This is a genomic window from Streptomyces sp. NPDC031132 (genome assembly GCF_055570595.1).
The window spans coordinates 36,589-63,284 of record NZ_JBVIGX010000017.1 but is presented as its reverse complement, the minus strand read 5'-3'; the positions used below and the strand labels follow the sequence as shown (position 1 = coordinate 63,284).

Here is a 26,696-nt window from a genome sequence, read left to right as displayed (position 1 = left end):
GTCAGTGAATCCGTGGACGAGAGCCCGCCAGCAGCCGCTGAAGCAGGAGAAGCCGGACCTCCGCCCCGTCCCTGGTTCCGGCGCCGCCGGAGACTGGGCGGGCTCGCCGCTCTACTCACGCTCGCGGTCGCCGTGCCGGTCGGTGTGCACCTCGGAGCAGACGCGCCCACGGCGAAGCCGGCCGACCGGGACGCTCCCGTTGCGGCGCCGGAGGCGCGCCGGCTCGCCGACAAGAGCGGCAAGGAAGTCGAGGTCACGGCCGAACGCAGTGCGAACACCACCACCTGGGCACAGCCGGGCGGGCTCTTCAGGAAGAAGGTCTACGCGTCCGCGATCCGGGCGAAGGTGGGCGGGCAGTGGAAGCCGATCGACACCAGCCTCGAGCGGGTGGAAGGCGGTTTCGCGGCCAAGGCGGTCAACGGCCGGGTCCTCTTCAGCGCCGGGACCGGCCGCGCCTCGCGCGGGGTGTCCCGGGCGTCGCTGACCCGGGACACCCCGGGCACGACCTGGACCGACCTGGTGCGGCTGAACACGGACGGCCACGACCTCGTGGTCAGCTGGCCCGGCGCACTGCCCGAACCGGTCATCGACGCCTCCCGGGCCCTGTACGAAAACGTCCGGCCGGGCATCGACCTGGTGCTCACGGCGCAGGACGGCGGCTACTCGCACGTCCTGGTGATCAAGGACAAGCAGGCCGCGGCCGACCCCCTGCTCGGCGAGCTGAAGTACCGCCTCGCCTCACCTGACCTGGCCTTCCAGCTGGATGCCGAGTCCGGTGCGGTCAGCGCCCGCAACCAGGCGGGCGAGGAAGTGGCGGGCTCTCCGTCCCCGCTGATGTGGGATTCGTCCGGCAAGGTCGCCACCACCGACAACGAGCCGGCCTGGGTGCCCACCGAAACGGCAAAGCAACACCCCACCTTGGCCCTGGCGGGCCTGGCGGGCGCGGAAGGCGCCCGTATGGCGGTGGCCAAGGCCGCACTGACCGAGGCCACCCTGTCCCTCACACCCGACAGTTCCCTCCTCAATGCTCCGGAAACGGTGTATCCGGTCTTCGTGGACCCCTCGTTCAAGGGGCACAAGCACTCCTGGACGCTGCTCTACAAGACGGCCGGCAACTCCAGCTTCTACAACGGGCAGAACTACAACGCGAGCGGTACGAACGAAGCCCGGATCGGGTACGAGTCCACCTCGGGCGGAACGTCCCGTTCCATCTTCAATTTCTATTTCGGTAGCGAGCTCTACGGCGCTGGCATCAAGTCGGCCGCCGTGTATGCCCTGCAAACGTATTCCTGGTCCTGCGACCGGAAGCCGATGGACATCTACGCGACGCCCTTTATCACCTCGTCGAGCACGTGGAACAACACCACCGGCTACTGGAACCGGAAGATCGCCACGGAAGACGCCGGCTACGGGTACAACAGCTCCTGCCCGGACAACTGGGTGGCGCCCAACATCACCGGCCTCGCCACGGAGGCGGCCAACAACCGATGGGGCGCGATGTCCCTCGGTTTCGCCGCCCCGAACGAATCGGACCCGTACTACTGGAAGAAGCTGCTGGCCAACGGCGAGAGCGCCCCGTACGTCGACGTCATCTACAACACGCCGCCCGACACCCCGCTCGCCCAGAACATGAACACCACCCCGGGCGGCGCGTGCCTGACCAGCGGTAACGGAACCAGCATCGGCAAAACCGAAGTGATGTTCGAGAGCAAGGGCACCGACCGGGACGGCAACCTCAAGCAGGTCGAGATCGTGGTCTGGGACGCCGGATCCGGGGCGCAGATCCTCGACGAATGGCTGTGGCCCACCGACGGAAAGGTCAAGAGGACCCTCGCCTGGGACTCCTTCACCTCCGGACACAAGTACCACTGGCTCTCCCGCACGTCCGACTGGGACGGCTGGGTGTCCGCCAGCGGACCCCTTGACTCCGGGGGCGGTGGCTGGTGCACCTTCACCGTCGACCACACCGTTCCCGCCAGCCCCGCCCTACGCTCCGCGCACTTCCCCGCACCCGGACCCGACGGCATGGAGTGGAGCCTCAATCCGGCCGGAACCCCTGATCAGTGGATCGAGGTCCTGGGCAATGGCACCGCCGCGGCCGACATCCGCGAGTACCAGTGGAGCCTGAACCACCCGGTCTACGACCAGAAGACCTGGCCCTGGCAGAACGACCTCGCCTCGATCAATCTCCAGGTCGACGTCGCCGGCCCGAACGTCCTCTACGTCCGCACCGTCAACAAGGCCGGGAACATTTCCCCGCCCACCGAGTACGTCTTCTACGTCAGCCCCCGCGCCGGCACCGACAAGCCCGGTGACGTCACCGGCGACGGACACCCCGACCTCCTCGCCATCGACGCGGCCGGCGACTTGCGCACGTACGCCGGCGACAACATCGGGGACACAGACGCCTACATCCCCGGCGCCGTCGAGAACGGCAAGCCCGTCGCGCCTGGCTACTGGAAGGATCCGGCCACCGGAAAGCCCGCACTCATCGGGCACTCCACCGACTGGTACCCCGGCGACGGCATCACCGACCTGATCGCCCGGATGCCCGATGGGAAGATGTACGTCTACCCGGGCACCGGGACCGGTCAGTTCGATGTGGGACGCCGCATGGAGATGATCCTGCCGCTCAGCGCTCCCAACCCCGCCACTCTCCGGCAGATCGTCGTCACCGAGGACGTCGACGGAGACGGCCTGCCGGACATGTTCGCCCTGGACGGCGACGGGTTCTGGTTCTTCTCCGGCTATACGGGATCCAGCTTCTCCTCCTACCGCAAGCTGGCGTCCGGATGGGCAGCGCGCGACATCGTCGGCGTTCGAGACACCGACGGTGACAAGGTCCCCGACCTGCTCTTCCGCGACAACTCCAACGCGGACCGCACCCTCGCCCTACGCCTGGGCAAGCCGGGCGCCAACGGCGGAGCGGACATCACCTCCCTGCAAGCGGCGGCCAACTCCAAGGAAGGCACAGACATCACCTACGCCACCAAGGGCTGGGGCAGGACGGCTTTCCCCCAGATCCTCGGGACACCCGACACCAACGGCGACGGAATCCCCGACATCTGGGCGGTACAGGCCGGCGACGGATTCGAGTACCTCGTCAAGGGCGGCACTCGCCAGGTAGGCGATGTCAGCGGCCGTGACGAAGACGCCTGGGGAAGATTCCTCACGATCGGCTGACCTGACGCGAGACCACGGCGCAACCCCGTAAAGGTGCCCCGCCGGGACCAGTTCCCGACGGGGCACCTTTGCGTCAATGGATTCCCGGAGCATCCGTCCCGGCCCGGCGATCGCGAATGACGCCTTGGACGCCGCTGCAGGCAGGACACAGCGGTCAGTCGTGGCGCAAGTCCGCGGCGTACAGCGGCACAAGTTTGCGTGAGAACCACGACCGCACGTCGACATCGTCGTGCGCACAGCGCACAGAGCAGCGACGGCAGCGCGTCGGCGAAGGACGCAGCTTCGGCCGCGGCGAGCGCGTCGGCGTCGCCTGCACGGCGGAGAACAACGTCATCACTGTTCACAGCGCGATACCTCCATGACCTTGCAGGGATTGATGACGTCTTGCGGGGCCCGGCCAGTGGGGCCCGGTTCTACTTACTGGGTCGTCCGAGCTGGTGGACGGTCCAGCCCGCCGTGCGCCAGGGCTCGGGGTCGAGGGTGGTGCGGCAGTCGATGAGCAGAGGGTTGGCGGGGCGGTCCACGAGGGCTTGGGCGTCGGCCTGCTGGTACTCGGGCCATTCGGTGGCCAGGACGACGAGACCGGCGCCGTCGACGGAGGTCGGCAGGTCGTCGGCGTAGTCGAGTTCGGGGTTGCGGATCACGGCTGTGGCCACGGCCTGCGGGTCATGAACGGTGACGGTGGCGCCGGCCTGCTGGAGGGAATGGGCCAGGGCGAGGGCCGGGGATTCGCGGACGTCATTGGTGCCCGGCTTGAACGCCGCGCCCCACACGGTGACCCGGGTGCCCTTGACCGGCCGGTCGGCCATGGCACGAGCGATGAGACCCATCGCGACGTCGGTGCGGCTCTCGTTGATCTCTTCGGCGGCGCGCAGGAGGGTGGCGGCCTGGTCTGCGCCGAGCTGGCGGGCGGAGGCGGTGAAGGCGCGGACGTCCTTGGGGAGGCAGCCGCCGCCGTAGCCGATGCCGGGCCTCATCCCGCCGGCCCCGATGCGGGGGTCGATGCCGAGGATGTCCACGATCTGGGAGATGTCGCCGCCGGCGGCCTCGCACATGTCCGCGACAGCGTTGATGTAGCTGATCTTCAGGCCGAGGAAGGTGTTCGCGGCGCCCTTTGCAAGTTCGGCGGTGGCCGGGTCGGTGACGAACAGGGGCACCCCCGCATCCAGGATGGGGGCGTAGACGGCGCGGATAGCCTTCTCGCCGTCGGCCGTGGTGAGGCCGGCGATGAGGCGATCCGGGCGCAGAGTGTCCTCCACAGCGTGCCCCTCGCGGAGGAACTCGGGGTTCCACACCACGTCGACCCGCTCGCCTGCGGGGGCCAGGCGCTGAGCGAGTGCGGTGACCTGGACGGTGGTACCGACCGTGACCGTGCTCTTCCCGACGATCGTGCAAGGCCGGTCGAGGTGGGGGGCGAGCTGGCGGATCGCCCCGTAGACCTGTGCGGTGTCGTAGGAGCGGCCGTCGGCGTCGATGGGGGTGCCGACGCCGATGAAGTGAAGGTCGGCGAAGTCGGCGGCCTCGCGGATGTCGGTGGTGAACCGCAGGCGCCCGCTCGCGGTGTGACGGGCGAGGAGCTCGGGTAGACCGGTCTCGTAGATGGGGCATTCCCCGGCGTTGAGCCGGTCGACCTTGGCCTGGTCGACGTCCACACCGATGACCTCGTGGCCGAGTTCGGCCATCGCCGCCGCGTGCGGGATGCCGAGGTGCCCACAGCCGATTACTGAAGTACGCATTCCTTGACTCTCACTCTGGGAGGGCCCGTCTGCGGGGCCGGGGAACAGGCGTCAGAGGCTAGCGCCGTTCTCCGGCCCACGGGTTCAGGCGTTGTCGATGTCGAGGTGCAGCAGGCGCTCCAGATCGCTGATCGCGTCGGCGGCCGTTTGACGTACGACGACGTCACCGGTCTGCGGCGCCTCGAGCGGGTAGTCGAACCAGGAGCCGTCCGGACGGGGGAATCCCTCCGGGTCGACGATGAACACCTTGAGTCCGGCCGCGCGGCCCCGCTTGGCCACCCACCGCCGGTCGGCGTGCAGCCCGATCACGACCAGGGCCTTCGCGTCGGGGTGGAAGGTGACCGGGGGGATCTCGACGGCGTTGCGCCTCTTGTATGCCTCGCGATCCACGGTTGGTAGTCGGCCGCCCGGGCTGTCGGTCACGAGGCGTCGGGCGGAGGCCTGCGGGCGCCCGACGCGGGAGTCAGTGAGTGCCGATGATGATCGCGGCGAGGATCCCGAGCACGACCGCGACGTACGCGACCTGGCGGCCGAGCTCAGTCACAGGAGGCCCGCCGCGCGGTGCTGCTCCAGCCCGCGAGCGAGCTTCCGCACCGTGCGCGCGAGACCGCGGGCGTAGTTCCAGTTCGCGTGCGGACCGGCCCCGAGAGGTCCGGCCGCCACGCAGTACGCCCACTCGGCCAGAGCGTCTCCCGCCCCCGGCGTCTGTTCGGCAGCCGGGATGTCTGCCACCTCGTCGTGAAGGCGCTGACCGCAGGTGATCAGGTCATCGACGAGGTGAGCCACATCCTCCGGGTCGGGGCGGGTGGCGTACGGGGCAAGCGCCCGGGCCGTCAGGGCGGCTAACGCTACGTGAGTCTGCTGCTGCATGCCGGACGCTTCCCTACCGTCGTCAGCGGGTGTTGAGACGACGGTAGGGGCGGCGCGAGCGTACGACCGCACAGAACGTGCGGTCCCGTATCAGGCCGTCAGCAGGCCCAGACGTGCGGTCAGTTCAGACGCACGGCGGCGGCGCGCGGGACTCTTGGCCTCGGACTCCTCCAAAAGGATCCGGCGGGCGTACCCGTTGTACTGGACGGTCTCCGGGGCCGCCTCGTGCGCCTGCGCCAGCGTTGCCAGCGCGACGTCAGGCTGCCCGTCCAGGTGATAGCCGCGAGCCTGCTCGATCCGGTGCCGGGCACGCCTCGGCCGGGACGGGATCGATTCCGCCTCCGCCCGGGCCGCCTGCCTCGCGGACTCCCGGCCTGCGTGCAGCTCGACCGCCACGGTGACCGCGTGTGCGCCGATCACCGCCCGGGAGAACGAGGTGACCGGGTGGAAGTATTCGCCCGGCAGGCCCTCTGCAAGATGCCGGGCCTCGTCCCAGTACCGCCACGCCGTCCCGGTCTCCCCGCGGCGGGCCGCCGTCAGCCCGGCCTCGACGGTGAGCGCGCCGGCCACCGCGCGGACGTCCGCGCCGGCGTCGGGCAGGAGGGGGTCGAGGTAACGGAGGGTCTCCAGGGTGACAGCGTCCGCGGCGTCCAAGTGCGCGCTGTCGCGGTGGGCCTGCGTCGTAAGCCACGCGGCGAGGCCGATGGCGTGCGGATCCTCGGAGTCCTGGGCGGCCATCATGCCGCGTTCTGCGACCCGCCAGACGAGCGCAGGGTCCGGCTGGTAGGCGCAGAAGAACTGCCCCAGGAAGTACACCTCTGCCAACCGCGCCTGCGCCGCCTTGCGGTCGGCGACCGTCTCGGCTTGACGCACGGAAGCCTGCGCGTCCCGGATCAGGTCTGGCAGGAGCGCGCCCACCACGTCACGGTGCCGCGGCGCCTGGTGCCGGGCCTGCCAGGCGCGGGCCAGCCGCGCCGTGAGGTGGGCCGCGGGCGGTGTCTCGACGTCGCTGGCGAACGGGAGGGCGTTGAGGGCCTCGCGGACCGCGGCGAACCGCGGGTGGCCGGGGCCGGTGAACAGGGCGGTGTGCGTGGACTGGTCCCCCGTGAGATCGGATAGCTCCCGAACGCGGAGAACCTCGGCGATTCGTAGGATGATCTCCAGTTTCGGAGTCTTCAGCCGCCCCGATTCCACAGCCCGGACCCATGACCCGGACCGGCCGATGAGGCCGCCGAGTTGTTCCTGGGTGAGTCCGCGGCGCTGGCGGTTAATCTGCATTCTCTGGCCGAAGACCAGCGGGTTGGCGTACGGGTCGGGGGTAGCATCAGGTGACATGGCGGCCTTGCCCTCCTACCTTGCAGCTCGACACTGACAGGGTATGGGGCAAGGCCGGTCCTGTGTGATCCAGAACGTACGAAAGTGCCCCAGCCGCAACGGACTTGAGGTTCATAACCCGCGTTGAGGGCACGCTCCACGGCTGTCTGCCCCATACCGTGGGCGTGCGCCGCCCGGAACGCCTCCGTGTGCAGGCAGGCAGCCGCGGTCACGATGTCCGCCTCCCCCGGCCTGCGCGGCGGCCCACCGCATTACGTCGATCAGCCGCGCGGACACGTCGTGTGCACTGAACCTGCGTCACTGCCTACTTTCGGGTGGCTGCCGAGATCCGTTCTGCGACCTGGCTGGCCTGGTGGGCGGAGTCGGCGGGCGAGGAAAGGTAAACGGCGATGGCTACGGGCCGGCCAGCCGCGGTCCGGGTGGCTGACAACGTCCAGGCGGCCGAAGCGGAGGGCACCCATGTGCCGAACGAATCCCCGAGGGCCGACCTCAGCTGGTTCGCAGTGCGCTCGGTGACCACCCGTTGAGCAGGCACGGCAGTCTTTGAACCGGTGACGAAATTGGGATGAACTCGGCTCCCGCCGTTCACGAGCAGGGCCATCACCATGGCCATCTGTACCGGGGTGGCCTTTACTTCGAGCAGTCCGTTGGCCATGAGGGCGAGCTGGGTCGGATTCTCAGGCTTCTTCGGCCAGGTGCTGGCGAAGGCGCGTAGCGGCGTGTCCATCGTGTCGTTGTTGAACCCGAACGCCTGCGCCGTCGATGCCAGTGCGTCGGCGCCGAGGTCGGAAGCGATGCCGGCAAAAACGTTCGCGCACGTGTACCGCAGGGCGTCACGGAGGGTTGCGTCGGTGCAGTGGGCCGGATCCCCGGAGAACTGGGTAGTGCTGTTCGGGGCGACGTAGACGGCCGGGCTCCGGGTTGGCGTGTCCACAGACGGAAGGAGGCCCTTCTCCAGGGCTGCGGCCGCGACCAGGACGTGGATCGCTGACCCTGGGTTGTCCACGTGGCGCAGGACCCGGTTGGTGAGGGGCCCGTCGTTGAGGTCCTTCACCTGCATCCATGCCCGTTGATCCGCCATGGAGTTGCCGCTGAATGAACCGGGGTCGAACGACGGGGTACTCACCTGCCCGAGGATGTCGCCCGTCTCCGCGTCGAGGACGATCGCGGCTCCACGCTGACCTTGCAGCCCGTCGTAGGCGGCACGCTGCACAGCCGGCTCGATGGTGGTCGCCACATCCTTGCCCGCCTTGATGTCGTCTGCCAGGAGAGCATCAAGCCCGGAAGAACCAAAGGCCATAGACCAGTACCCCGTAACCGACGCATACAGCTCACCATCGGTGTAGGTACGTTTGAACGGGGCTTTGGGGATGCCCGACCGCTCCGATCCCGTGACGGGACGGCCAGCTACCAGGATGTCGCCAGGGCTTCCGTCCTGCTTGGGAGCGCGAGGCTTCGCATCCGGAGGCCCTCCACCAGCCTTGCCCGCGACCGTCGGGCTGGTTGTCGACGTGGTTCCTCGATCTGCGGTACACCCCGACACGGACGTCGCGAGCAGTGTGGCGAGCGCGGCGAGTAAGACGGCACAGGGGCGAAGGGGATTGGGCATGCGGGCATCTTAAGGTTCGACATGATCTATGCCCGCGGCGATTCCCGCGGCCGAGGTAGGTGAAGTCCATGGATGGTGGAGCCGCCCTCGGCGATGGAGCGGGCTCATCCCCGCAGGTGCGGGGAGTAGCGCCCCATGGCCGTGGAGAGCGGCGAGCGGGGAGGGTCATCCCCGCGGGTGCGGGGAGGGTCATCCCCGCGGGTGCGGGGAGCAGCGCCCCACGCACTCTGCCGCTCCGCTGGGCTCGGGGTCATCCCCGCGGGTGCGGGGAGCAGGGCGCTCGTCTTCCGCGCACCTGCAACGCTCACGGGGTCATCCCCGCGGGTGCAGGGAGCAGTTACCACTGCCGATGACGAGAGTTGCGTCGTCGGGGTCATCCCCGCGGGTGCGGGGAGCAGGCGGAAAGGAAGGGGCGCCGGGAGACGGACCCGGGGTCATCCCCGCGGGTGCGGGGAGCAGGTCCGGCATGCCATGGACACCAGCAAGGTGGTGGGGTCATCCCCGCGGGTGCGGGGAGCAGTCGCGTTGACGTCGCTCAGCTTAATGGGGTTCGGGGTCATCCCTGCGGGTGCGGGGAGCAGGCCCTCAAGAAATTGTCTCCGGCTGCGCGCGCGGGGTCATCCCCGCGGGTGCGGGGAGCAGATGGCACTGGCCATCGCCAAGCCGGTCGAGAAGGGGTCATCCCCGCGGGCGCGGGGAGCAGGGCTCACCGCGTAGCCGTCGACGTCGACTCCCGGGGTCATCCCCGCGGGTGCGGGGAGCAGGACGCGGCCGAAGCGATGGAGAGCACCGAGAAGGGGTCATCCCCGCGGGTGCGGGGAGCAGTGGTGATCTGAGGTGGCGCAGCGGACCGGCGCGGGGGTCATCCCCGCGGGTGCGGGGAGCAGAGCAGCATGTGGTGCTTCGGCTCGATGCGCATGGGGTCATCCCCGCGGGTGCGGGGAGCAGAGTTCGCTGTGCGCTTTGGGGCCAGCGAACGGGGGGTCATCCCCGCGGGTGCGGGGAGCAGGCTCTCCCGAGCGGGGTGATGGGTGGTTGCTCGGGGTCATCCCCGCGGGTGCGGGGAGCAGTTCCGCGCCTCGCGCTCGCTGCTGAGGTCTTCGGGGTCATCCCCGCGGGTGCGGGGAGCAGGTCACGGCCGCTAGTTGCTTCATGAGCTGGGCGGGGTCATCCCCGCGGGTGCGGGGAGCAGACCGATTGCCCTGGCAATGCCCGGGTCAAGCAGGGGTCATCCCCGCGGGTGCGGGGAGCAGAACGTGATCGCGCCGCTGATGAACCCCGACCTGGGGTCATCCCCGCGGGTGCGGGGAGCAGGGCGAGCGGGATGGTCAGGTTGGCGTCGAGGAGGGGTCATCCCCGCGGGTGCGGGGAGCAGGACTTTCCCCATCGGTCGAGGCTGTGTGTCGAGGGGTCATCCCCGCGGGTGCGGGGAGCAGGAACTGATGCTCGGCTGGCTGCCGCCGTTGTCGGGGTCATCCCCGCGGGTGCGGGGAGCAGGCGGCGGATCTCAACTTTCCCCCCTCCATGTGGGGGTCATCCCCGCGGGTGCGGGGAGCAGCTGACACCACAGAACGCCCGTCCCCGAGAGGGGGGGTCATCCCCGCGGGTGCGGGGAGCAGCAGGGTTCCCGCCGATCCGAAGGTTCCGGAGAGGGGTCATCCCCGCGGGTGCGGGGAGCAGGCTTTCTGAACTGGGATTCTATGGGGGCCGGGCACTGTTTTTGAGTACTTTCATCGAATTCGACAATCGGCTCATTCAGTAACAAAAGCCATCTAAATGGATGCCCTCGGGCTGCGGGCGGCCTGGGGTGTGGAAGTGGCGACCTTTGGGGTGGGCGCTGCGGCCTTCGCTGGCTGCTTGGCCGTACCCGGAGGGAGGGTGACCGCGAGGCGGGCCGCGTGGTGGTCTGCGGCCTGGGCGAGGAGTTGCAGGGCTTGGACGTCGCCTGGGGTGAAGCGGCCCGAGCGGGACGCTGCGGCAGCCAAGGCGAGGGCCTTCTCCGCGACCGCTCCGTACGGGGCGACCGCCTTGGCGGGGTCGGCGTCGTGGGGCGGGACCTGCTTCCAGGCCGCCCGCAGCTCGAGCACCCTGCGGTGGTCGGAGGTCTTGGCCTCCTGGCCCATGGGGCTGGCGAACCAGACCTGGAAGCGGGAGGTGATCTCCTCGGCCGCGCGGACGGCGTCTTCCCGGACCGCGTACGGCGGTGGAGTCTGCTGTACGGACGGCGGCGCAGTGGGGCCGGCCGTCGCGGTGGTGCTGTACGTCAGGGTGGCTGCCGAGAGTGCGAGGAGGGCTTCGGCGGCCGGGAGGTTGCCCTGGACGCGCTGGGCGAGGGCAACGGCGTGCGTGGCGATCGCTTCGCAGGCTCGGATGGAGGCCGTCTTCCAGAAGCCCTGGACGCGCACGTCGTTGCGCAGGGTCTCCCAGTACGGACCTGCCCTCTCCGTCAGGACGTCCCAGACGTGGCGCAGCGCGCCGGAGACGGTCTGGATGCGCTGCCACTCGGGGAAGTCCTTGAGGGTGGGCGCGTACTTCTCCGCCTTGGCGAGGGCGGCTTCGGTGGAGGTCGCCGCGTCCTCCAGGGTTGGCGGGGTCGCCTCCTCAAAGGTGTCCTCAGATGGGGCCGGCTGCGGGGTGAGGATCTCGGCCACGTAGGCGGAGAGTGCTTCGCGGACTTCGTCGGGGTCGAGGCCGATCGCGGCGTAGGCGGCGATGACGTCCCGGTACTCGGGCCAGTCCGGGTCCCCCGGGATGGCGGGCTCGGTCGGTGCCGGAGGCTCAGGCGGCTGCGGAGTCGGGGCAGCCTGCGGAGGGTTTCCGCGCCACAGGGGTAACGGGCGCAGGCCGGGGCGGTCGTAGGCGGGGTCGTTCGGGTCGATGGGTGTGGACACCTCGTACCTCCAGGGCAGGCGGCGGGGATCGTTACAGCGGGGCGTTCAGTTCGGTCTCGCGGCGGAGCAGTTCGGCGGCGGCCGGATGGGCTGCAGCATCGGTCGCGGCGTCGGAGACGGCGAGGTAGAGCTCGAAGTCCTCGTCGGCGCCGGCGGGGCGGGGGATGCGGGGCGGCGGCTGCTGGTGGGTGCCGGTGGCGCAGGCGGCGAGCTGCAGGCGCGGGGTGAAGGCGTGGAGGGTGTTGATCCAGTCGGCTTCGGCGAGCTCGCGTCCGGGTGGCTCCTCTCCGGCGTACGTGCGCATCCAGCCGGCGTACAGGGCGGTGAGGTGCTCGACGACGGCGGAGTGGCGGTACCAGCAGTGGGAGAGCACGTTGTGGAGTTCGAAGGTCTCGCGGAGCCACTCGACCCATGCGGCCAGCTCACGCATGCGGATGCTGCGCTCGGGGGGTTCCATGGCGGCCCAGACCCAGCGCTGCGGTTCGTTACGGGGGCTGCCGGGGGGCGTTGGCCACAGGTCCGCCGGGTTCAGTGCGCTCATGGTCACGGTCCCTTCACGACGGTGGTGGTCCGGGGATCGGTGAGCAGCTTCTTCAGGTCCTTGTCGCGGAAGGTCAGGCGCATCTTTACTTTGATCGGCGGCAGGTTGGTGTACTGCGCGATGGCGGTGAAGTCGGGCAGCTGCTGGAGGGAGTGGACGGGCGCGAGGTCGGTCTCGACGGCCTGCGTGTTGGTGGACTGCTCTCCGCGGGAGCGGCCGTGGCTGGTCTTCATGACCTCGGTGCGCCCGTACAGCCCGGAGAAGTAGCGCAGGGTCTCGAGGTCGCCGCAGCCCGGCAGCAGCATGCGCAGGCCGCTCGCGGACAGGACGGTGTTGGCCTTCTGGGTGCCGAGCGATTCGCGGAGCTGGGACAGGTCGTGCCAGACGGTGAGCAGGGTGATGCCCATGCCGCGGCCGGTGGTGAGGATGTTGGGCAGGCGCGGGTAGCGCAGCATGTTGCCGGCTTCGTCGACGAGGATGCCGACGCTCGGGTCGATGGGTTTGCCGTACGTGTTGTAGCGGGTCTCGGCGGCGTGGATGGCTCCGGCGATCAGGGAACTGATCAGCGGTGCGAAACGGTCGGCGTCGGCCTCGGAGGCGATGATGCAGATCGTGCCGTGCTGGTCGAGCCAGTCCTCGAAGGCGAAGTCGGAGCGGGCGCACGTCTCGCGGACCTCCTCGTCGGCGAAGACTCGGGCGAGGACGTTGAGGCTGAACTGGATGGAGCCGACGCCGTCCTCGTGCAGGCGCAGCCACGGGGAGGCGTAGTCGTCGGCGACGTCGGTGAATCCGTGGGCGAGGAGGACGGCGCGGACGTGGTCGACGGCGTCCTTGCCCAGGGAGATCCAGCGGCGCATGTCGGAGAGGCCGCCGCCGGAGAGGTGGGCGGCGAGCAGGATGCCCTTGAGGACGCTCTTGGCCTGGTCGACCCACGGGGCGCCGCGCTTGTCGCCGCCGGAGGCGGAGGCCTCGGCCAGCCAGGCGGCCATGCGGTCGGCGGCTTTGGCGTCGGTGCAGTACTCGACGGGCGACCAGTGGTCGCTGGCCCGTCCCGGGATGCCCGCGGGGGCGATGACCCAGACGGGTCCGAACCAGCGCCGGCGGGCGTAGATGACGTCCAGGTCGGCGGCCTTGGTGGTGGTCACCACCAGCGGCCCCTCCCATTCGGCGGCGTTCGGCAGGACCAGGCCGGTGGTCTTGGAGGAGCCGGGCACGCCGAACACGGTCGCGGAGATGTTGGGCTGGGCGGCGACCACCTTCCTGGTCTGACGCCCGCGTCCGGCCGTGATGCGGTTGACCCGGCGCCGAGGGTCGTCGTGCGCGGCCATCTTCTTCTCGACCTTGGCCCCGCCCCACTGCGCACCGCTGCCACGCCCGCCGAAAGAGACCCGGCCAGCCACCTTGACGACGGTCAGCCCGAGGGCGAGGACCAGAAGGGCCGTCAGGGCATAGAAGAGCCAGGCGGGCGGGGCCGGCTCGTACACCGCGGCCGGCCCCTTCGCGAGCGCGAGGACCACGGTGACCGGGACGCCTTGGGAGCTGTGAGCCCACCCTCCGCCGGACAGGAGCGAGGCGAGCGGCCCGGCGAGCAGGACGGCGCCTGACACGGTGACGGCGAGCCCTGCCCCGTAGGCCGCGAGGAGGGTGTTGTCGTCCAGCCCTGCCGAGAAGCCGCGCTCGGACACCTCAGATCACCATCTTCTCGTCGGTCTCGAAGAGCCGTTGCTCGGTGCGCGACAGCATCAGCTGGACGGCGTGGGAGCCGCCTCCGCGGCCGACCTTCCACAGCGCGCGGCCGCGCTGCCCGGCGCCCCAGGAGCCGATGAGGCGGCATTCGGAATCGGTGAGTCCGATGGCCTCACGGGTGATCTGCAGGGGGCGGGTGTCCTGGGCGAGCTGGACGCGCGTCTCGCAGGAGGCGATGAGGTCGCGGGCGATGGCCACGGCCTCGGAGCCTGCCGCGCCGACCGACTCGAAGTCGGACAGGCGGTGGGTGGCCAGGACCTGGATCGTGCCGGTGGCGCGGGAGAGCCTGAGATCGGCGTCGATCTTCTTGACCATCGTCGCCCCACCGGAGCGCATCTGCCGCCACAGCTCGTCCCGTACGACGATCCACGGCTTCTGCCCAGGCTGGTCGATGGCCGACTGCGCCCACGTCGAGACGCAGGACAGCACCATGGCGACTGTCTCGTCGCCGTACTCCTGCAGGGCGGAGATGTCGACGGACTGGATGGGGGCGTCCCAGTCCAGGTCGATGGAGGTCGCTTCGTCGAAGAGGCCGCCGAGGTGGCCGGTGACCATGCCGCCAAGGGCAGAGCGGATGGAGGCCATCTGCTCGCGGGCCCGCTGCACCTCCCCATCGCGGATGCGCAGCTCGCGGGCCATCGCGTCGGTGGGGTCGCGCAGCCGGTCGTAGACGAGCGGGAGGGTGGGCACCGCGAAGCGGGTGGCGCCGGCGCCGTGGAGTTCGCCGGTGACCTCGCGCACCGCGACGTCGAGGGCTTCCTCCTCCTGCGGCTGCAGGGTTCGGCGCAGCTGGAGCTCGAGCAGGGCCTTGAGGAGCGTCAGGCGGCGGCGGTGGATCTCGGTGAGGCGGCCCTTGAGCTCGGCGGGGTCCTTGATGAGCTCAAGTCCGTGGCCGAGCGGGCCCGCGTCCAGGGGGTTCAGGCGTCCGGGCAGGCCGGGGCCGAGGCGTACGGGCTCGACGCCCAGGTGGCGGCACAGGGCCTGGTACTCGCCCTTGACGTCCCCGGCGATCAGCGTGCGGTGCCCGAACGCCATCAGCCGGAAGGCGAGGGCTTTGACGTGCGCGGACTTACCCGACCCGGGGATCCCGGTGTAGATGACGTTCGGGTTGGTGCACAGGCCCTCCTTCACCCAGACCGCGGGGTGCGCGCTGAAGGCCTCCGTGGTCAGTACGTTGCGGCCCATGTACGCGCCGATCGGCGGCAGGCTCGCGGCATGGAGGTACGGGTACATCCCGGCGGCGTTCGCGGTGTCGGCCCGTACGACCTCGGTACGCGGCATGGACGCGGCCCGGCCCGCGAAGGGATGGGTCCACCCCTTCTTCGGGGCCACGCGCATGGAGGTCTCGGGGTCCTCGAGGAGGCGGGAGCGGCGCAGTTCGCGGGCGCTGCGCTGCGGCGGGAGTGGTACGGGTGCGCGGTCGGCGACGCCGGCGGCCTCGTCCATGCCGATGGCCTCGAGGAGGGTGTCGCCTGCGGGGCGGCGGGAGAAGAGGCCCATCAGAATCCCATCCTGCGGTAGGGCAGTCCCTGGCCGAGCGGCAGGGCGCCGGTGGCGAACCCGGTGTCCTGGGCACCCCACATACGGCGTACCTCGAGCCCGGAGGCGGCGGCGTCGGCCTGCAGTTCGGCGCAGGCCGTCTCCAGCTCGTCGAGATCGGTGACCGTGACGGTCAGGACGGCGGTCATCCGCATGACGCCCTGCCCGGAGGCGCGGGCCACGTCCTGGGCGCGGGAGATCGCCTCCTCGCGGCGCTCGTCCTCGCTCTCGTCCCGCCCCGACTTCTTGCGCAAGTGCCGGGCGGAGGACCTTTTCGCCTTGTCCCGGGCGAGTTCCTGTCGGGCGCGGCGAGGGCCGATCGGCTCGTACAGCAGGGTCATCGCCCGGCGGGCGTTCTGCCGCGGCCGCAGCAGCGGCTGCAGGATCGTGGCGTACACGGCGGCCTGGGGCCAGGTGCGGACCTGGTACGACACCGACCACGCGCCATCGTGCCGGTAGACGCCCCACGCCGTCTCGGTCGCGGCGGGACCGGCGAGATCCACGTCGACACCCGGAGCGGTACCGGACCAGCCCGGCGCCTGTGCCGCCGCGTTGCGCGTGGCGAGGACCTGCTGGGACTCGGGGTCGTACGCGGTGCGCACGGCCTGCGCCACCTTGCGCGGCGGCAGCCACTCCACGACCTGAAGGCTCGCGGTCGACAGCGCCTGACCCATCGCGTGCAGTTCCCGTACGAGGACCGCCGCGGCCCCGACCTGACCGCCTCCCGCGCCCTTGATCGCCAGACGGGCCCGGGCACTGGAGAGGGTGACCGTCAGGTACGTCTCACGGGACGCGGCGGCCGGCCCGGCGCCGTCCATCAGCTCCGTCAGTGCGGTCACCGCGGCGGCCGGCGCATCCGGAGTGACGTGGCGCGCGGTCCAGGAGGCCAGGGCCGCACCGTCGTCCGGAAGGCACCGCTGGTGCACGGCGATCCGGGTGACCGGGGAGTCCTCGGTGCAGTAGCCACGCAAGAGCTGCGCCCAGGCGGCCACACGGGCGTTCTGCTTGTCGGTGTCCACCAGGGCGAGGCCGGGGAACGTGATGCGTGCGATGGCGCTGTAGGTGCCGGCCACGGGGTCGTGGACGACGCCGAGCTGCCCGCCGAGTCCGTCGGGGGCGTCGAGGATCCGCAGGCGGGCCAGGATCCCGGGCAGGTCCATCGGCTGGCGCCCGGTCTTGGCGGAGCGCGGCGCGAAGGCGCCGGAGAAGAAGAGATTGCGTCGGGTGGCCACGGAGATCTGATGCCTTACTGCGAGAGAGATCCATTCGTCGGCGCTGAGCCCCATGACCCGCCCGAAGGCAAGGCCGAGCAGGACCAGCGAGATCGGCACGCACACGAACGCGGCCTGCCAGCCGACGTTGAACGGCAGGAGCGCGAGGAGGGAGGCGGCAGCGACCATCGCGAAGCCGGGACCGGACAGTCGGCCCATGAAGCCGGTCGTCTCGGACTGCCAGCCTCCGTACGAAACAGGCTGTGACATCTCATCCCTCGCTTGAGGAAGCCGGTGCGGGCTGCGGTTCGGGCTGCTCATCGGGCTGCGGATCGGGCGGCACCTCGACCGGCGCCCCGATCGGCACGGGCGCGGGACCCCCTCGAGGCGGCGGGATGACCACGTGCCGACCGCCGGCTGCTCCCTGGTCCAGGCCCGCGTGGGCGGCCGTATTGGCCAGCCCGGACTCGAGACTGTCCTTGCCGACGGCCACGACCTGCAGCCCGAAGGCGGCCACGCCCAGCGCCTTCCCGCCGAAGCGGGCAGCCGACTTGGCGGCCCCCGCAACGCCGCCTTCGCTGGGACCAGCGGCGGGCACGGAGTTCTCCGACTCCAGTGCCTTGGTGTAGCCGGGGCCACCGCCGACCGATCCGGCGCCACTGGGATCGGGCCGGTATCCGCCGGAGGACGAGGAGGCGGAGGAGCCGACGGAACTGAGCCAGCCGGAGACCATGGAGGAGCCCGCCCCGTTGGTCGTGAACACCATGAACTTGGCCAGGGCCGGCCAGCACAGGCTCGCGGCCAGGAACATGACGAAGCCGACGATCATGTTCTGCACGCCCTCGCCGGTCGACATGGCGAAGAAGCCGATGGAGAAGCAGGCGACGATCGCAGGCTTCATCAGAACCAGAGAGATGAATGCGTTGCGCGCCTTGGGCCACCACTCGGCGGTGGCATCCGAGAGCTGCCCCGCAAGGGTGATGGGCATCGTCGCGATGATGATCATGATGCCGACCTGGCGCATGAGGATCTCCACCCACAGGGCGGCGATCGCCAGGATGCAGACGATCCCTACGACGATGACAACGCCGACCGCGGAAGCAGCCACGCCTTCGCCGGAAATGATCGCCCCGCCGATGGTGGCGGTCCCGCCCCCTCCGGTGATCAGGCCGCCGAAGAGCGTTCCGAGCTGCTTCTGCATCGCCGCCGTCGCGGAGTCCGGCCCGCTGCCGCCACCCTCAAAGGTCTTGTTGATGATCCAGGTCGAGACTTCGTCGGACCACGTCAGTGCGGTCTGTGCCACGACCCAGTAGACGGAGGAGATGACGGCCCACTTGGCCAGACCGGTCAGCGCGGTCGCCGCCGGCCCGCCCTCGTGGCTGACCGCGACCTTCCCGAACTGGATCAGCAGGAGGAAGGCGGCCAGGACCGCAGACAGCGAGGTCATCATCATGGTGAACTTCGCCATGCCGGTCTTGCCCAGGTCGATCGAGGAGTTCTGGTTGAAGAGCTTCGCGAACTCCGACAGCAGCCAGACCACCGACTTGCCGATGTAGGACGCAGCCTCCTTCAACGCGTTGGAGGCGAACTCTGAGAACTTGCCGGCGACCCACTCCAGCGGCCCCTTGGCAGGCGTGCCGAACCTTCCCTCCCCCGCGTCCCGGCACACGGTGAACGGCTTCTTCTCCTTCACCACGCAGTCGGTGATGTACTGGTTGAGGGGCTCGTAGTTCTTCCACTGCTTGTCAGGGAAGTCCTTACGCCACCTCTCCACGCGGCGGAGCTCAGCCTCCGTCTGGTCCTCCGGAGTGCAGTCCCTGGCCCCGTTGCCGTCCGCGCCCTCACAGGGAATCGTTCGGCCGGGGATGGGCGGGTCGCCTGGGCCGGGCCTATGGCACAGGTTGATGTCACCGATCTGGTCGGCCAGGCAGTACTTCCCCTTCGAGTCGAGACCGACGATGTCCAGTTCCCACTCCTTGGGGATGGGGTCGGGCGGTCCGACGGACGAGTGGTATTTCGGGTCGTCGGCCGCGACAGCGACGGACAAGGTGGCGCCAGCGCCCAGGAATGAGAACAGGGCGCAGAGCAGGACTAAGGCACGGGAGACACGATGGCAGCGGTCAGTCGGCACGGCGAACCTGGACCCATCCGTCATTCCAGGCGAACCGGCTGGTGGGTTCGTAGGCGACGGGGAACGAGCGCAGAGAATTGAACTCGTCGGTGAACTTCCAGGCTCCTTCCTGCCACTTCACGATGAAGTCGACCATGTCTCCGCGCAGCGGATTCTCATCGCGGCCGCCCTTCGGGCCAGTGGCGAAGCGGTCATAGGAGACCCAGACCTGCATGACGTGGCCGACCGGGAGGCCGGGCGCGTGGACGGTAGTGGCTCGCGTGGCGTTGACGGAGGTGGTGAAGGTGATATCGGCCGGAATACCCCCTGAGGGAGCCAGGCCGAGAGCCTCACGCATCTTGCGGATCTCGGAGACACGCTTGTCGACGTACTCGGGTGAGTCTTTGGAGGCCACTGCATTGAGCTGCTGGCGGGCCTTCTCGTCGTCGAGCCAGTCGAACTCCTCCCAGAAGTAGACGACGGCAGAAATCCCCCCGCTGGGCGAAGCAGGGAAGCCGGTGGACACCCCGTCTGTGTGGCCCGTGGGCTTGGAGAGTGTGGTCTTCTTCCCCGTCTCCGGGGTCACCGGGCCGGCGGCACCGGTGCTCGCCGACGCGGGGGCACTGGCGGAAGGGCTGGCGCCGCCGGCCTGCGGCTGCCCCTTCGCGTCGTCCCGCATCAGGGTGGCGGCCGTGAACCCACCCGCGACCAGGAGCGCGGCCACCGCCACGACGATCGCGGCGAGGACCAGTCGGGCTCTGCGGGCCTTAAGCCCGTTCGACGAGTCCACGTTCAGCCGCTCTTGGTCATGGTGAAGACGGCCAGGACCAGCGAGGACGTCAGTCCGATGCCGCCTGCGCCGATCAGGCTCCACAGCACGCTCTGCTTGCCCCGCGCGGCCAAGGCGGCACGCTCGGTGTTGTGACCGACCGCAACCAAGGCCCAGCCGCTGAGACCACCGAGTACGGCGAGCGAGAGGCCACCGCCTGCGGTCCAGGCCAGGATGTTCTTGACCGAGTTGTTGACCTCGCTGGGAAGCGACGGATCGAAGGCCGGCACGGGACCGTCGGCGAGCACGGCGACACCGGGGTCCGTGGCGAGGGTGTGCAGGTTCATCAGGAGGCTCATGTTCGGGGTTTCCTCGTCAGACGGCGGAGACGGCAACGGCGGAGAGCGGCGCGGGCTGCGGAGCATCGGGCAGCGGATCACCGAAGGATTCGCGGGCGGCGGTGAGCACGGCGGTGGCCAGCTCCTGCGCCGCCTGCCGAGTACGCGTGCGGATCCGGGCGGGCTGGGCCTGGAGTCCGTTGGCGCGGATGTCTGCGTCGTACGGCAGGTGGATCACAGCCGCCGTACGGGCGGAGAGCATGGTGGCGGCGGCCCGGACGACGGCCGGCGGCCGCCCGTCTCCTGTGGCGGCCAGGACGACCACGGTGCGTTGCAGGGGCAGGCCTTCGGCGTTCAGCACCATCACGGCCTGCTGCAGGGCCTGGACGCCGGCCGCGGTCGACTGGGCGCACAGGACGGGTACGGCGAACGGGAGCGCGCACCAGGCGCGGGTCAGGCTCGGGGCTCCTGAACACCGGGACTCGATCAGGTCGTGGGCCGCCGGGTGCGCGGTGTCCGCGAGGAGGGCCTGCCAGCCGCCGGCCGCGGTGAGCTGGTACCAGGCGGCGGGCTCGGGCGGCAGTTCCAGAGGGGCAGCGTGCCACTCGCGGGCGTCGGTCAGCACGGCCCATGCGCCGTCGGCAGTGTGCCGTACGGCTGCAGCTCGGCGAATGTCATCGCGGGACAGGGGCCGATCCGGCGGGAGGGCGGCGAGCCCGGGGGTTGGCACCTCGGCCGCCGCCCCGGCGGTCCAAGAGGGCCAGGGTGAGGCGAGGCGCGGTGATAAGTCCGCGACCACGGTGTCGGCGGCACGTGCCAGTTCGTCGGCGAGCAGGTGCGCCACGGTTGAGCGTGCACTGCCTCCGGCGGCAGCCATCAGCGGCACCACCAGACGGGCACGCTCCGGCAGGCTGGCTAACCCCGAGCCGTCCCTTTTACCCATGAATCCCCCCGAACACGCGACCCAAAGCCATTACTAGTGTGAATTTCACACATCTGTCGGCTCGAAGACGGAACGCATCGGCACCCTACACCGGCCGTTCGCGACCGACTGAGGGATATTCAGCGACCCTCCCGTGAGCAGAAATGGCATAGTGTCACGATCTGCTGCGCGACCAAAGCGAGATCAAGTACAGGCCACAGTGGCCGAATTGCTTCTTCGTGGACGCAAACAGACTGTCGGTTCGGGGGGATTGAATGCGGGCGAAGCGCTGGTTAGGGGTGGCCGCCGCGGGGGTGGTGGCCACCCCTGTGGCTCTCGGGATCGGCTTCGTCATGTTGATCGCCGCGCTCGCGGAGGACGACGACAAGGGCGGCCGCGTCGGCACCTGGCCCACGGCGGGGGCGTTGAAAATCGGCGGTGCCAACGGCGTGCCCGCCCAGTACGCACCGCTCATCCTGGCGGCGGCAGCCGCCTGTGACCAGGGGTTGCCCCCGGCCATCCTCGCCGCCCAGCTGTGGGCCGAGTCCGAATTCAATCCCTCCGCCGTCTCAAGGGACCGGTCCGGAAATCCGATCGCCTTCGGGATTTCGCAGTTCATCCCGGACACATGGGCGACTCAGGGCGTCGACGGGGACGGAGACGGAGACAAGGACGTCATGGACCCGGCCGACGCCATTCCTGCGCAGGGCCGGATGATGTGCGGCCTGCTGAAGACGGCGAAGAAGCATCCCGAATACCGCGGGTCGCCCATCGAGCTGGCACTGGCCGGCTACAACGCCGGCTGGGGACGCGTCGACGAATTCCGCGGAGTCCCCCCGGCAAGCTTCGCCGAGGGCCAGACCTACGACTACGTAAAGGCGATCATGGCGCGCTCAGCGCAGTACACGGCGCCCGCCGGCGGAGGTGGACCAGTGGAACTCCCCAAGGGATTCACCCTGTCCCCGGACACCCCGCCGCAGGTCCGCACCGCCGTGGCCTGGGCCCTCGCCCAGAAGGACGGCTGGTACCAGCTCGGCGGCGACTGCACCGACGCACTCGGCAGCAACCCCCAGCACTGGTGCGACTGCTCCTCGCTCATGCAGCAGGCGTACAAGGCGGCGGGCATCTCCATCCCCCGCGTCACCTACGACCAGGTGGACCTGCCGATCCACGTCGGCCTGGACAACCCCAAGCCCGGAGACCTGGTCTTCAACGCCGGATCCGACGGCTCCGCCTCCAGCCCCGGTCACGTCGGCATGTACCTCGGCTCAGGCCTGCTGATCGAGTCGCCCCGGACCGGGGTCCGTACCCGCATCGTCCCGTACAGCAGCTGGCGCAACTCCTCGAACTACATGACGCGGGTGACGGCGGTACGACGGGTGGTGAGCTGGTGAGCAGCGAGGTCTTCCTGCCGTGGGGCGTGGTCACCCCGGACTTCTGGACGGCGCCCGAGTCCGTCCCGGGGCTGGCCGCTTCAGCCCCCACCCTGGTGCCCGTACCCGAGCGGATCGCGGAGATTGCCGCCCTCGCCACGGAAGGAGCTCTCGAGAAGGCCACCTTGCTGGCCGAACAGCTCGACGAGGAGCACACCGCAGCCTGCGGTGGCACGCTCACCGCGGCCACCGCCGATATCCGTGAGGTCCGCGGCTACCTGGCCAGCCTGGGCGGCGACCATCGGGCGGCCGTGGGCTGGTACCTGCACATGGTCCGCCTCCGCGCCGGCCTGCAGGGGCCCGCGCACCCCGACACCGACGCGGCTGTACGCCGCGCGTACAGCCTCTGGCGGGAAATCAGGAACCCGGTGCTCAGCCACCACCTCGGCCAGGAACTCCTGACCACGGTCATCGACGTCCAGGGGCCACATGGGGCGGCCGCGATACGGATCCGCCAGGTCCTGGCGAGACCTGCACTCGAGCCTCCTGCATGACCGCCCATGCCCGGCCAGGTGATCCGGTTCTCCACAACCGGTCCGTTGTCCACAGCGCTCACAGGCGACCCGGCCCGGGGTGGGACGATCACGGCAATCCGACCTCGACACGAAGGAGGGGACACTGATGCCCTCGTCTGCCCTGACGGGCCTCACTGAACAGCTCAACTCCGACGACACTCTGACGGTGCTGTCGGCGGCCTGGGACGCGTTCACGATGACTGCCGAGCTGGCCGACAGAATCACGTTCGAGGAGGGCAGCGATGAGCTACAGGCCATGATCGCTGCGCAGCAGTGCATCGAGGGCCGTAGCCGGCTACCGCTTCCCACCAACGGTCAGCCCCTCTCTCCCCCAGATCCGGCGCCAGGCGCCGCAGGCCTGACCCCGTACGTGCAGCTGCTCAAGCACACAGGAAAATCCCTCACTCGCCTCGCAGCAACTGCAGAAGGCAGTGAGGAAGGGAAGCAGTCGCTGGCTATCACCTCGGAGCTGGCCGCAGGCGCTGCCGCGGCACTGGCCGCCGTACGGGGGCAGTGAGGTGACGACGTTAGGCGAGCTGTTCGACGTCGCGGTCACCCAGCTCCACCACGCGGCCCGGGAGCCGTTCACGGGAACCGGCCCACACGAGCGGGCAGCACTGGCCGGCCGCGTAGACGAGGTCCTGCACCAAATCAGGCGGGGGCTGGGGCCGGGCGCCTACACGCCGGTACCAACGACGGAGGAGCGATTCCTTACCTCGGCCGAGAAGGACCTCGAGGGATGGCTGACGCAGGCCTCCGGTTGGCTGGGCAGGGCCCAGCAGTTCCTGCAATCTCCGGGAGCCCAGGATGCCGGACTGGCCGGTGCTCGAATCGAGGCTGCCGCGCAGGCCGTAGGCGCGGTGCGCGACACCATCGGCAGCCACCTCGGCCCGGACCGGGCGCCGCTGACCCCGTACGCCTACCTGTTACGGCACCAGAGCGCCTTCGACTACCTCTCTACTCGGTACGCCGAAGTGACACGGGCAGCCGGGCAGGTCGTGCACCGAATCGCCCAGAACAGCGAACACCCGGGCGCTGCCGAGGCTTTCCAGGCAGCCCGAACCTCCCTCGACAAGGCCTCGGTACTCACCCGCGCCGCGACCCGCGACTCCGGAGCACACTGGGCGGCATTCCCCCTTGCCCTACCGGTCGTGCCCGTCCAATCCACGCCGAGCGACCCGACGAGCGCGGTCGTCACACGCCTGACGGAGGACAGCGAGCGCCTCTCCCGGGCTGCCTACGCAGCACTGCACGACCGTGATGAGCGGCGGCTGAGCGGCTCGGACCTCCACCAGATGGCCCGCTGGACTTCGGCGGCTCGTCTTCTGGCGGGCCGGGTCCTGCTTCGGGCTGCAGAAGGCGTGACGGACGGAGAGGTCAGCAGCAGCCTCCGAGCCGCGGCCGGCGCGCTGAGGGAGTCCTCCGGGGCATGGAAGGAAACGGCGAGTGCGTGGCGGCAGGTGGTCGACACCGCTGATCCTCGCGAGCACCCCGCCCTTGCGCCTCCCGCCTATGAGATGGTCCGCCGCGGTCAAGCCGTAAGGATGCCCTCGCCCGACCCGCACCCCGCCACGGTGATCTCACGGACGGCGGCGACGCGGCTGGGGCAACTACTGTTCGGCCCAGAGTGGACTCCATACACGGGTCCGGGGCCCGAACGGCCAGCCGCCGACATCCTCGCGGACGCCGGCGGACCGGGCCCGCTCGCAGCCTCGCTGTACCGGCTGCCCTCGGCTGGCTGGCAGATGGCGGCCGCGGCCCCTTGGACGATCAAGCGGGCCGGAGCCACCCTCGTATCCAGCGTCATCGGACACGGACCACAAAACGTCGACAAGAGGCACCGCTTCTACCCCGTACACCTGCGCGAGGTCGAAGCCCTGACAGGCGCCTACTCCGCAGTGATGGCCGCAGAACAGCGGACCGCGGGAACGCTCCTCGACGCGGCCCGCCGAGCCGGCACCGCCGTTCCCCGCGCCGTACTCGATGCGTCCGCCCACCAGACCATCGCCGCGGACCAACGCTGGGCCCCACCCCACCAAGTCCCGCCGACACAACGCCCTCTGCCCAGAGCATCGGTCCCGCAGGAACTGATGGCAGGCCGCCGCCCGGGCCTACGTCGCTGACGCCAGTCCGCTTGGGCGGTGGGGCCATCGCCGCAGGGAGCAGCAAGGTGGTGTCTGCGCGCACGGCAGGGAACTTCTCGCTATTCCCCGTCCTACAGAAGGACGACGAGTACGTTTGTCCCAGCGCTGCCGCGCCGGGGCGGCTGGCACCATGCGACATGCGGGGAACCCATGGACTACGTGCTGCACTACCCGTATCCGCGGATCCGGGACGACGCCTGGCTGAAGGCCGCTGCCCTGTACCTCCCCCGCATCGCCGGCCTGGGCGCGGGAGAGGTGGGCACCAGACAGGACTCGCGAACGGTCAAAGTCCTCCGGGCAGAACTCGATTTCTTCAGGACCGTTCCATACGACGGCTACGACCTCGACCTGGTGCTGCGGGAGCCTGGCAGAACGCTGAACGAATTCGTCCGGCAGCATGCCACCGAACTGGCTGCCCGCTATCCGGTTCCGCCGTTCGAAGAGCTGTCCAGCAACCTTTTTCCTCACCAACCCGGGTCGACACCACAAGCCGTGGGGATCGGGTTCCTGGACAGCGGAAAGAGCGGGAATTACCTGGCCAGCCTCCTGGAACACGCCGGCCTGGCACAACGCGTCACCATTCCCGGTACGGGTAGGCAGGTCAGTCAGGCGTGGCTCGCGATGGACGGCAGACTGGCCGAGGCAGTCCTGACCGTCATCACCCACGCTGTCGCCCAGCACCGCGGCGTCAGGACGATCACCGACAGGTCGACTGCGTTCTCCCACCTCCACACCGCGGAGGAGGCTGGCCTCACAGCAGCGCTCCTACCCGACGCCAGTGGCGGCTCGGACCGGCCCATTCATCCGGTCCGCGCCGACGACGTCAGGCACGCCTACGCCGCCCTCGCCGTCCAGGCCGTCCTTCCGGCAGACCTCGATCGCGTGCCGGCCCTGGCCATCGTCCGCGCACGCAAGACCCTGCGCACCGAGTTCGACGCTTTCACCGCCCACCTCGACGACGCCATGCAGCGCTTCGAGCAAATCGCACGCTCCAGCGACCCCGCCCACTTGGACGCCGACCTCCGCGAACTGTTCGACACTCAATTGGACAGCGTCCGCCAGGAACTGGAAACCGGCCTCACCCGCCTTGGACTGCGACCCGTCTCCGCCGTCCTCGGCGCTCGCGAACTCGCCCTCCCGGCCAGCGCCGCAGCCCTCATGCACACCGCTGGAGCCTCGACCGTAGTAACCACGGCAGCGGGGGCGGCCATCATGTTCACCTCCGCCGCGCGCGCCGCAGTCGTCGAAGCAAGGACGCAACGGCACACCGCGCCCGGCTACCTGCTCGGGCTGCGCGAAGAGCTCACCCCCAAAGGAGTCATCGACCGTTTCCGCCGGGCTGCCCGCCATCGCCGTGGCTGACCGAGTAGGTGGTCAAAGTGGTCACCGAAGACACTCGACCTGGTCCAGGCTCGCGCCGTCGAAACGGTGGTGGATTCCGAGGTCGAGGCGGCCGGGAGTGCCCAGGCTGCTGACCACCACGAGAAGCAAGCCGCCGTGGCGCATCACGGGGCCGTAAGAGCGCATGACCGCAAGGCTTGCGGCGCTAGACACGTCGGTGAACTCGTCGGGCCGTTCGGCCTGCGATTCGACCGCCCTCGGCACCGGCACCGGCGGCCAGGGCCTGGGGCGGGCTCTCGTCGAGGGCCTCGCACCCCGCATGACCGTCGTCATCTCCTACGCCATCGCCCACCTGCTGCCCAGGCCAGCTGCCCGCGCCGGCTCACGTGCTCGCCCACGACGGGCGCCGCCCCAATGGGTCTGTGCGCTGCCAGCAGTACACCGCGTCATGCCATACGGACCA

20 protein-coding genes, 1 pseudogene and 1 CRISPR repeat array are annotated in these 26,696 nt (G+C 69.8%); of the genes and pseudogenes, 6 read left to right on the top strand and 15 right to left on the bottom strand.

All coding sequences use genetic code 11. The features are described from left to right. The first annotated feature begins 132 nt into the window (after window positions 1-132). Window positions 133-3,183, top strand: coding sequence for a VCBS repeat-containing protein (locus ACZ49B_RS24215; RefSeq protein ID WP_468309419.1), 3,051 nt, complete (start codon window positions 133-135; stop codon window positions 3,181-3,183). 413 nt (window positions 3,184-3,596) lie between these two features. Here the strand turns inward: ACZ49B_RS24215 and ACZ49B_RS24210 are convergent, their stop codons facing one another. The 14 genes from ACZ49B_RS24210 to ACZ49B_RS24145 all read right to left on the bottom strand — a co-directional run bounded on the left by ACZ49B_RS24210 (window position 3,597) and on the right by ACZ49B_RS24145 (window position 20,755). Continuing rightward, window positions 3,597-4,919, bottom strand: coding sequence for a UDP-glucose dehydrogenase family protein (locus ACZ49B_RS24210; RefSeq protein ID WP_468309416.1), 1,323 nt, complete (start codon window positions 4,917-4,919; stop codon window positions 3,597-3,599). A gap of 84 nt (window positions 4,920-5,003) precedes the next feature. Further along, window positions 5,004-5,309 carry a hypothetical protein gene (locus tag ACZ49B_RS24205; protein ID WP_468309413.1) on the bottom strand — a complete coding sequence of 102 codons (306 nt, stop codon included), beginning with the start codon at window positions 5,307-5,309 and terminating at the stop codon, window positions 5,004-5,006. A gap of 150 nt (window positions 5,310-5,459) precedes the next feature. After that, a complete protein-coding gene (locus ACZ49B_RS24200) occupies window positions 5,460-5,789 on the bottom strand; it encodes a DUF6415 family natural product biosynthesis protein (RefSeq protein WP_468309410.1) in 330 nt (109 codons plus the stop codon). Between the two features lie 90 nt (window positions 5,790-5,879). Continuing rightward, window positions 5,880-7,124: a helix-turn-helix domain-containing protein gene (locus ACZ49B_RS24195; RefSeq protein ID WP_468309407.1), complete on the bottom strand. Its 1,245-nt coding sequence runs from the start codon at window positions 7,122-7,124 to the stop codon at window positions 5,880-5,882. 304 nt (window positions 7,125-7,428) lie between these two features. Then, complete coding sequence (locus tag ACZ49B_RS24190; RefSeq protein ID WP_468309404.1) at window positions 7,429-8,733, bottom strand: penicillin-binding transpeptidase domain-containing protein; 1,305 nt, start codon at window positions 8,731-8,733, stop codon at window positions 7,429-7,431. Between the two features lie 100 nt (window positions 8,734-8,833). Next, a CRISPR array of direct repeats spans window positions 8,834-10,413; the repeat unit is 29 nt; unit sequence GGGGTCATCCCCGCGGGTGCGGGGAGCAG. 92 nt (window positions 10,414-10,505) lie between these two features. Next, window positions 10,506-11,624 carry a hypothetical protein gene (locus tag ACZ49B_RS24185; RefSeq protein ID WP_468309401.1) on the bottom strand — a complete coding sequence of 373 codons (1,119 nt, stop codon included), beginning with the start codon at window positions 11,622-11,624 and terminating at the stop codon, window positions 10,506-10,508. Window positions 11,625-11,655: 31 nt separating this feature from the next. Beyond that, complete coding sequence (locus ACZ49B_RS24180; RefSeq protein ID WP_468309398.1) at window positions 11,656-12,165, bottom strand: hypothetical protein; 510 nt, start codon at window positions 12,163-12,165, stop codon at window positions 11,656-11,658. Window positions 12,166-12,167: 2 nt separating this feature from the next. Continuing rightward, window positions 12,168-13,850, bottom strand: a complete 1,683-nt coding sequence (locus tag ACZ49B_RS24175; protein WP_468309395.1) for a type IV secretory system conjugative DNA transfer family protein — start codon at window positions 13,848-13,850, stop codon at window positions 12,168-12,170. A gap of 1 nt (window position 13,851) precedes the next feature. Continuing rightward, window positions 13,852-15,411, bottom strand: coding sequence for a type VI secretion protein (locus ACZ49B_RS24170; RefSeq protein ID WP_468309392.1), 1,560 nt, complete (start codon window positions 15,409-15,411; stop codon window positions 13,852-13,854). After that, window positions 15,411-16,931, bottom strand: a complete 1,521-nt coding sequence (locus ACZ49B_RS24165; RefSeq protein ID WP_468309389.1) for an SCO6880 family protein — start codon at window positions 16,929-16,931, stop codon at window positions 15,411-15,413. Before ACZ49B_RS24165 ends, ACZ49B_RS24170 begins: the two co-directional genes overlap by 1 nt. A 1-nt stretch (window position 16,932) precedes the next feature. After that, the gene (locus ACZ49B_RS24160) at window positions 16,933-18,708 is read right to left on the bottom strand and encodes a hypothetical protein (RefSeq protein ID WP_468309386.1); all 1,776 of its coding nucleotides are present in this window, start codon (window positions 18,706-18,708) and stop codon (window positions 16,933-16,935) included. A 73-nt stretch (window positions 18,709-18,781) separates the two neighbouring features. Beyond that, window positions 18,782-19,495, bottom strand: a complete 714-nt coding sequence (locus ACZ49B_RS24155; RefSeq protein ID WP_468309383.1) for a hypothetical protein — start codon at window positions 19,493-19,495, stop codon at window positions 18,782-18,784. Between the two features lie 68 nt (window positions 19,496-19,563). Beyond that, on the bottom strand, window positions 19,564-19,899 hold the full coding sequence (locus ACZ49B_RS24150; protein WP_468309380.1) for a hypothetical protein: 336 nt from the start codon (window positions 19,897-19,899) through the stop codon (window positions 19,564-19,566). Between the two features lie 16 nt (window positions 19,900-19,915). Further along, the gene (locus ACZ49B_RS24145; protein ID WP_468309377.1) at window positions 19,916-20,755 is read right to left on the bottom strand and encodes a hypothetical protein; all 840 of its coding nucleotides are present in this window, start codon (window positions 20,753-20,755) and stop codon (window positions 19,916-19,918) included. Between the two features lie 320 nt (window positions 20,756-21,075). Here ACZ49B_RS24145 and ACZ49B_RS24140 point away from each other — a divergent pair, with 320 nt between their 5' ends. From ACZ49B_RS24140 to ACZ49B_RS24120, 5 genes are all read left to right on the top strand, one after another. Beyond that, window positions 21,076-22,194: a C40 family peptidase gene (locus ACZ49B_RS24140; protein WP_468309375.1), complete on the top strand. Its 1,119-nt coding sequence runs from the start codon at window positions 21,076-21,078 to the stop codon at window positions 22,192-22,194. Continuing rightward, entirely contained in the window at window positions 22,191-22,727 is a 537-nt protein-coding gene (locus ACZ49B_RS24135; protein ID WP_468309372.1) for a hypothetical protein, read from the top strand. Before ACZ49B_RS24140 ends, ACZ49B_RS24135 begins: the two co-directional genes overlap by 4 nt. A 127-nt stretch (window positions 22,728-22,854) precedes the next feature. Next, on the top strand, window positions 22,855-23,265 hold the full coding sequence (locus ACZ49B_RS24130) for a hypothetical protein (RefSeq protein ID WP_468309369.1): 411 nt from the start codon (window positions 22,855-22,857) through the stop codon (window positions 23,263-23,265). Window position 23,266: 1 nt separating this feature from the next. After that, on the top strand, window positions 23,267-24,871 hold the full coding sequence (locus ACZ49B_RS24125) for a hypothetical protein (protein ID WP_468309366.1): 1,605 nt from the start codon (window positions 23,267-23,269) through the stop codon (window positions 24,869-24,871). Window positions 24,872-25,042: 171 nt separating this feature from the next. Beyond that, window positions 25,043-26,254, top strand: coding sequence for a DUF6236 family protein (locus ACZ49B_RS24120; protein ID WP_468309363.1), 1,212 nt, complete (start codon window positions 25,043-25,045; stop codon window positions 26,252-26,254). Between the two features lie 33 nt (window positions 26,255-26,287). On the opposite strand, the pseudogene ACZ49B_RS24115 reads toward ACZ49B_RS24120, so the two are convergent. Then, window positions 26,288-26,482, bottom strand: a pseudogene (locus ACZ49B_RS24115) (carbonyl reductase); the annotation flags it as partial. Between the last annotated feature and the right edge of the window lie 214 nt (window positions 26,483-26,696).

Excerpts from the sequence above, each read along its gene's own strand:
- ACZ49B_RS24210 (WP_468309416.1), bottom strand. The coding sequence starts at position 4,919 with ATGCGTACTTCAGTAATCGGCTGTGGGCACCTCGGCATCCCGCACGCG.
- ACZ49B_RS24200 (WP_468309410.1), bottom strand. The coding sequence starts at position 5,789 with ATGCAGCAGCAGACTCACGTAGCGTTAGCCGCCCTGACGGCCCGGGCG.
- ACZ49B_RS24195 (WP_468309407.1), bottom strand. The coding sequence starts at position 7,124 with ATGTCACCTGATGCTACCCCCGACCCGTACGCCAACCCGCTGGTCTTC.
- ACZ49B_RS24190 (WP_468309404.1), bottom strand. The coding sequence starts at position 8,733 with ATGCCCAATCCCCTTCGCCCCTGTGCCGTCTTACTCGCCGCGCTCGCC.
- ACZ49B_RS24180 (WP_468309398.1), bottom strand. The coding sequence starts at position 12,165 with ATGAGCGCACTGAACCCGGCGGACCTGTGGCCAACGCCCCCCGGCAGC.
- ACZ49B_RS24170 (WP_468309392.1), bottom strand. The coding sequence starts at position 15,411 with ATGGGCCTCTTCTCCCGCCGCCCCGCAGGCGACACCCTCCTCGAGGCC.
- ACZ49B_RS24165 (WP_468309389.1), bottom strand. The coding sequence starts at position 16,931 with ATGTCACAGCCTGTTTCGTACGGAGGCTGGCAGTCCGAGACGACCGGC.
- ACZ49B_RS24150 (WP_468309380.1), bottom strand. The coding sequence starts at position 19,899 with ATGAGCCTCCTGATGAACCTGCACACCCTCGCCACGGACCCCGGTGTC.
- ACZ49B_RS24145 (WP_468309377.1), bottom strand. The coding sequence starts at position 20,755 with ATGGCTGCCGCCGGAGGCAGTGCACGCTCAACCGTGGCGCACCTGCTC.
- ACZ49B_RS24140 (WP_468309375.1), top strand. The coding sequence starts at position 21,076 with ATGCGGGCGAAGCGCTGGTTAGGGGTGGCCGCCGCGGGGGTGGTGGCC.
- ACZ49B_RS24130 (WP_468309369.1), top strand. The coding sequence starts at position 22,855 with ATGCCCTCGTCTGCCCTGACGGGCCTCACTGAACAGCTCAACTCCGAC.
- ACZ49B_RS24120 (WP_468309363.1), top strand. The coding sequence starts at position 25,043 with ATGGACTACGTGCTGCACTACCCGTATCCGCGGATCCGGGACGACGCC.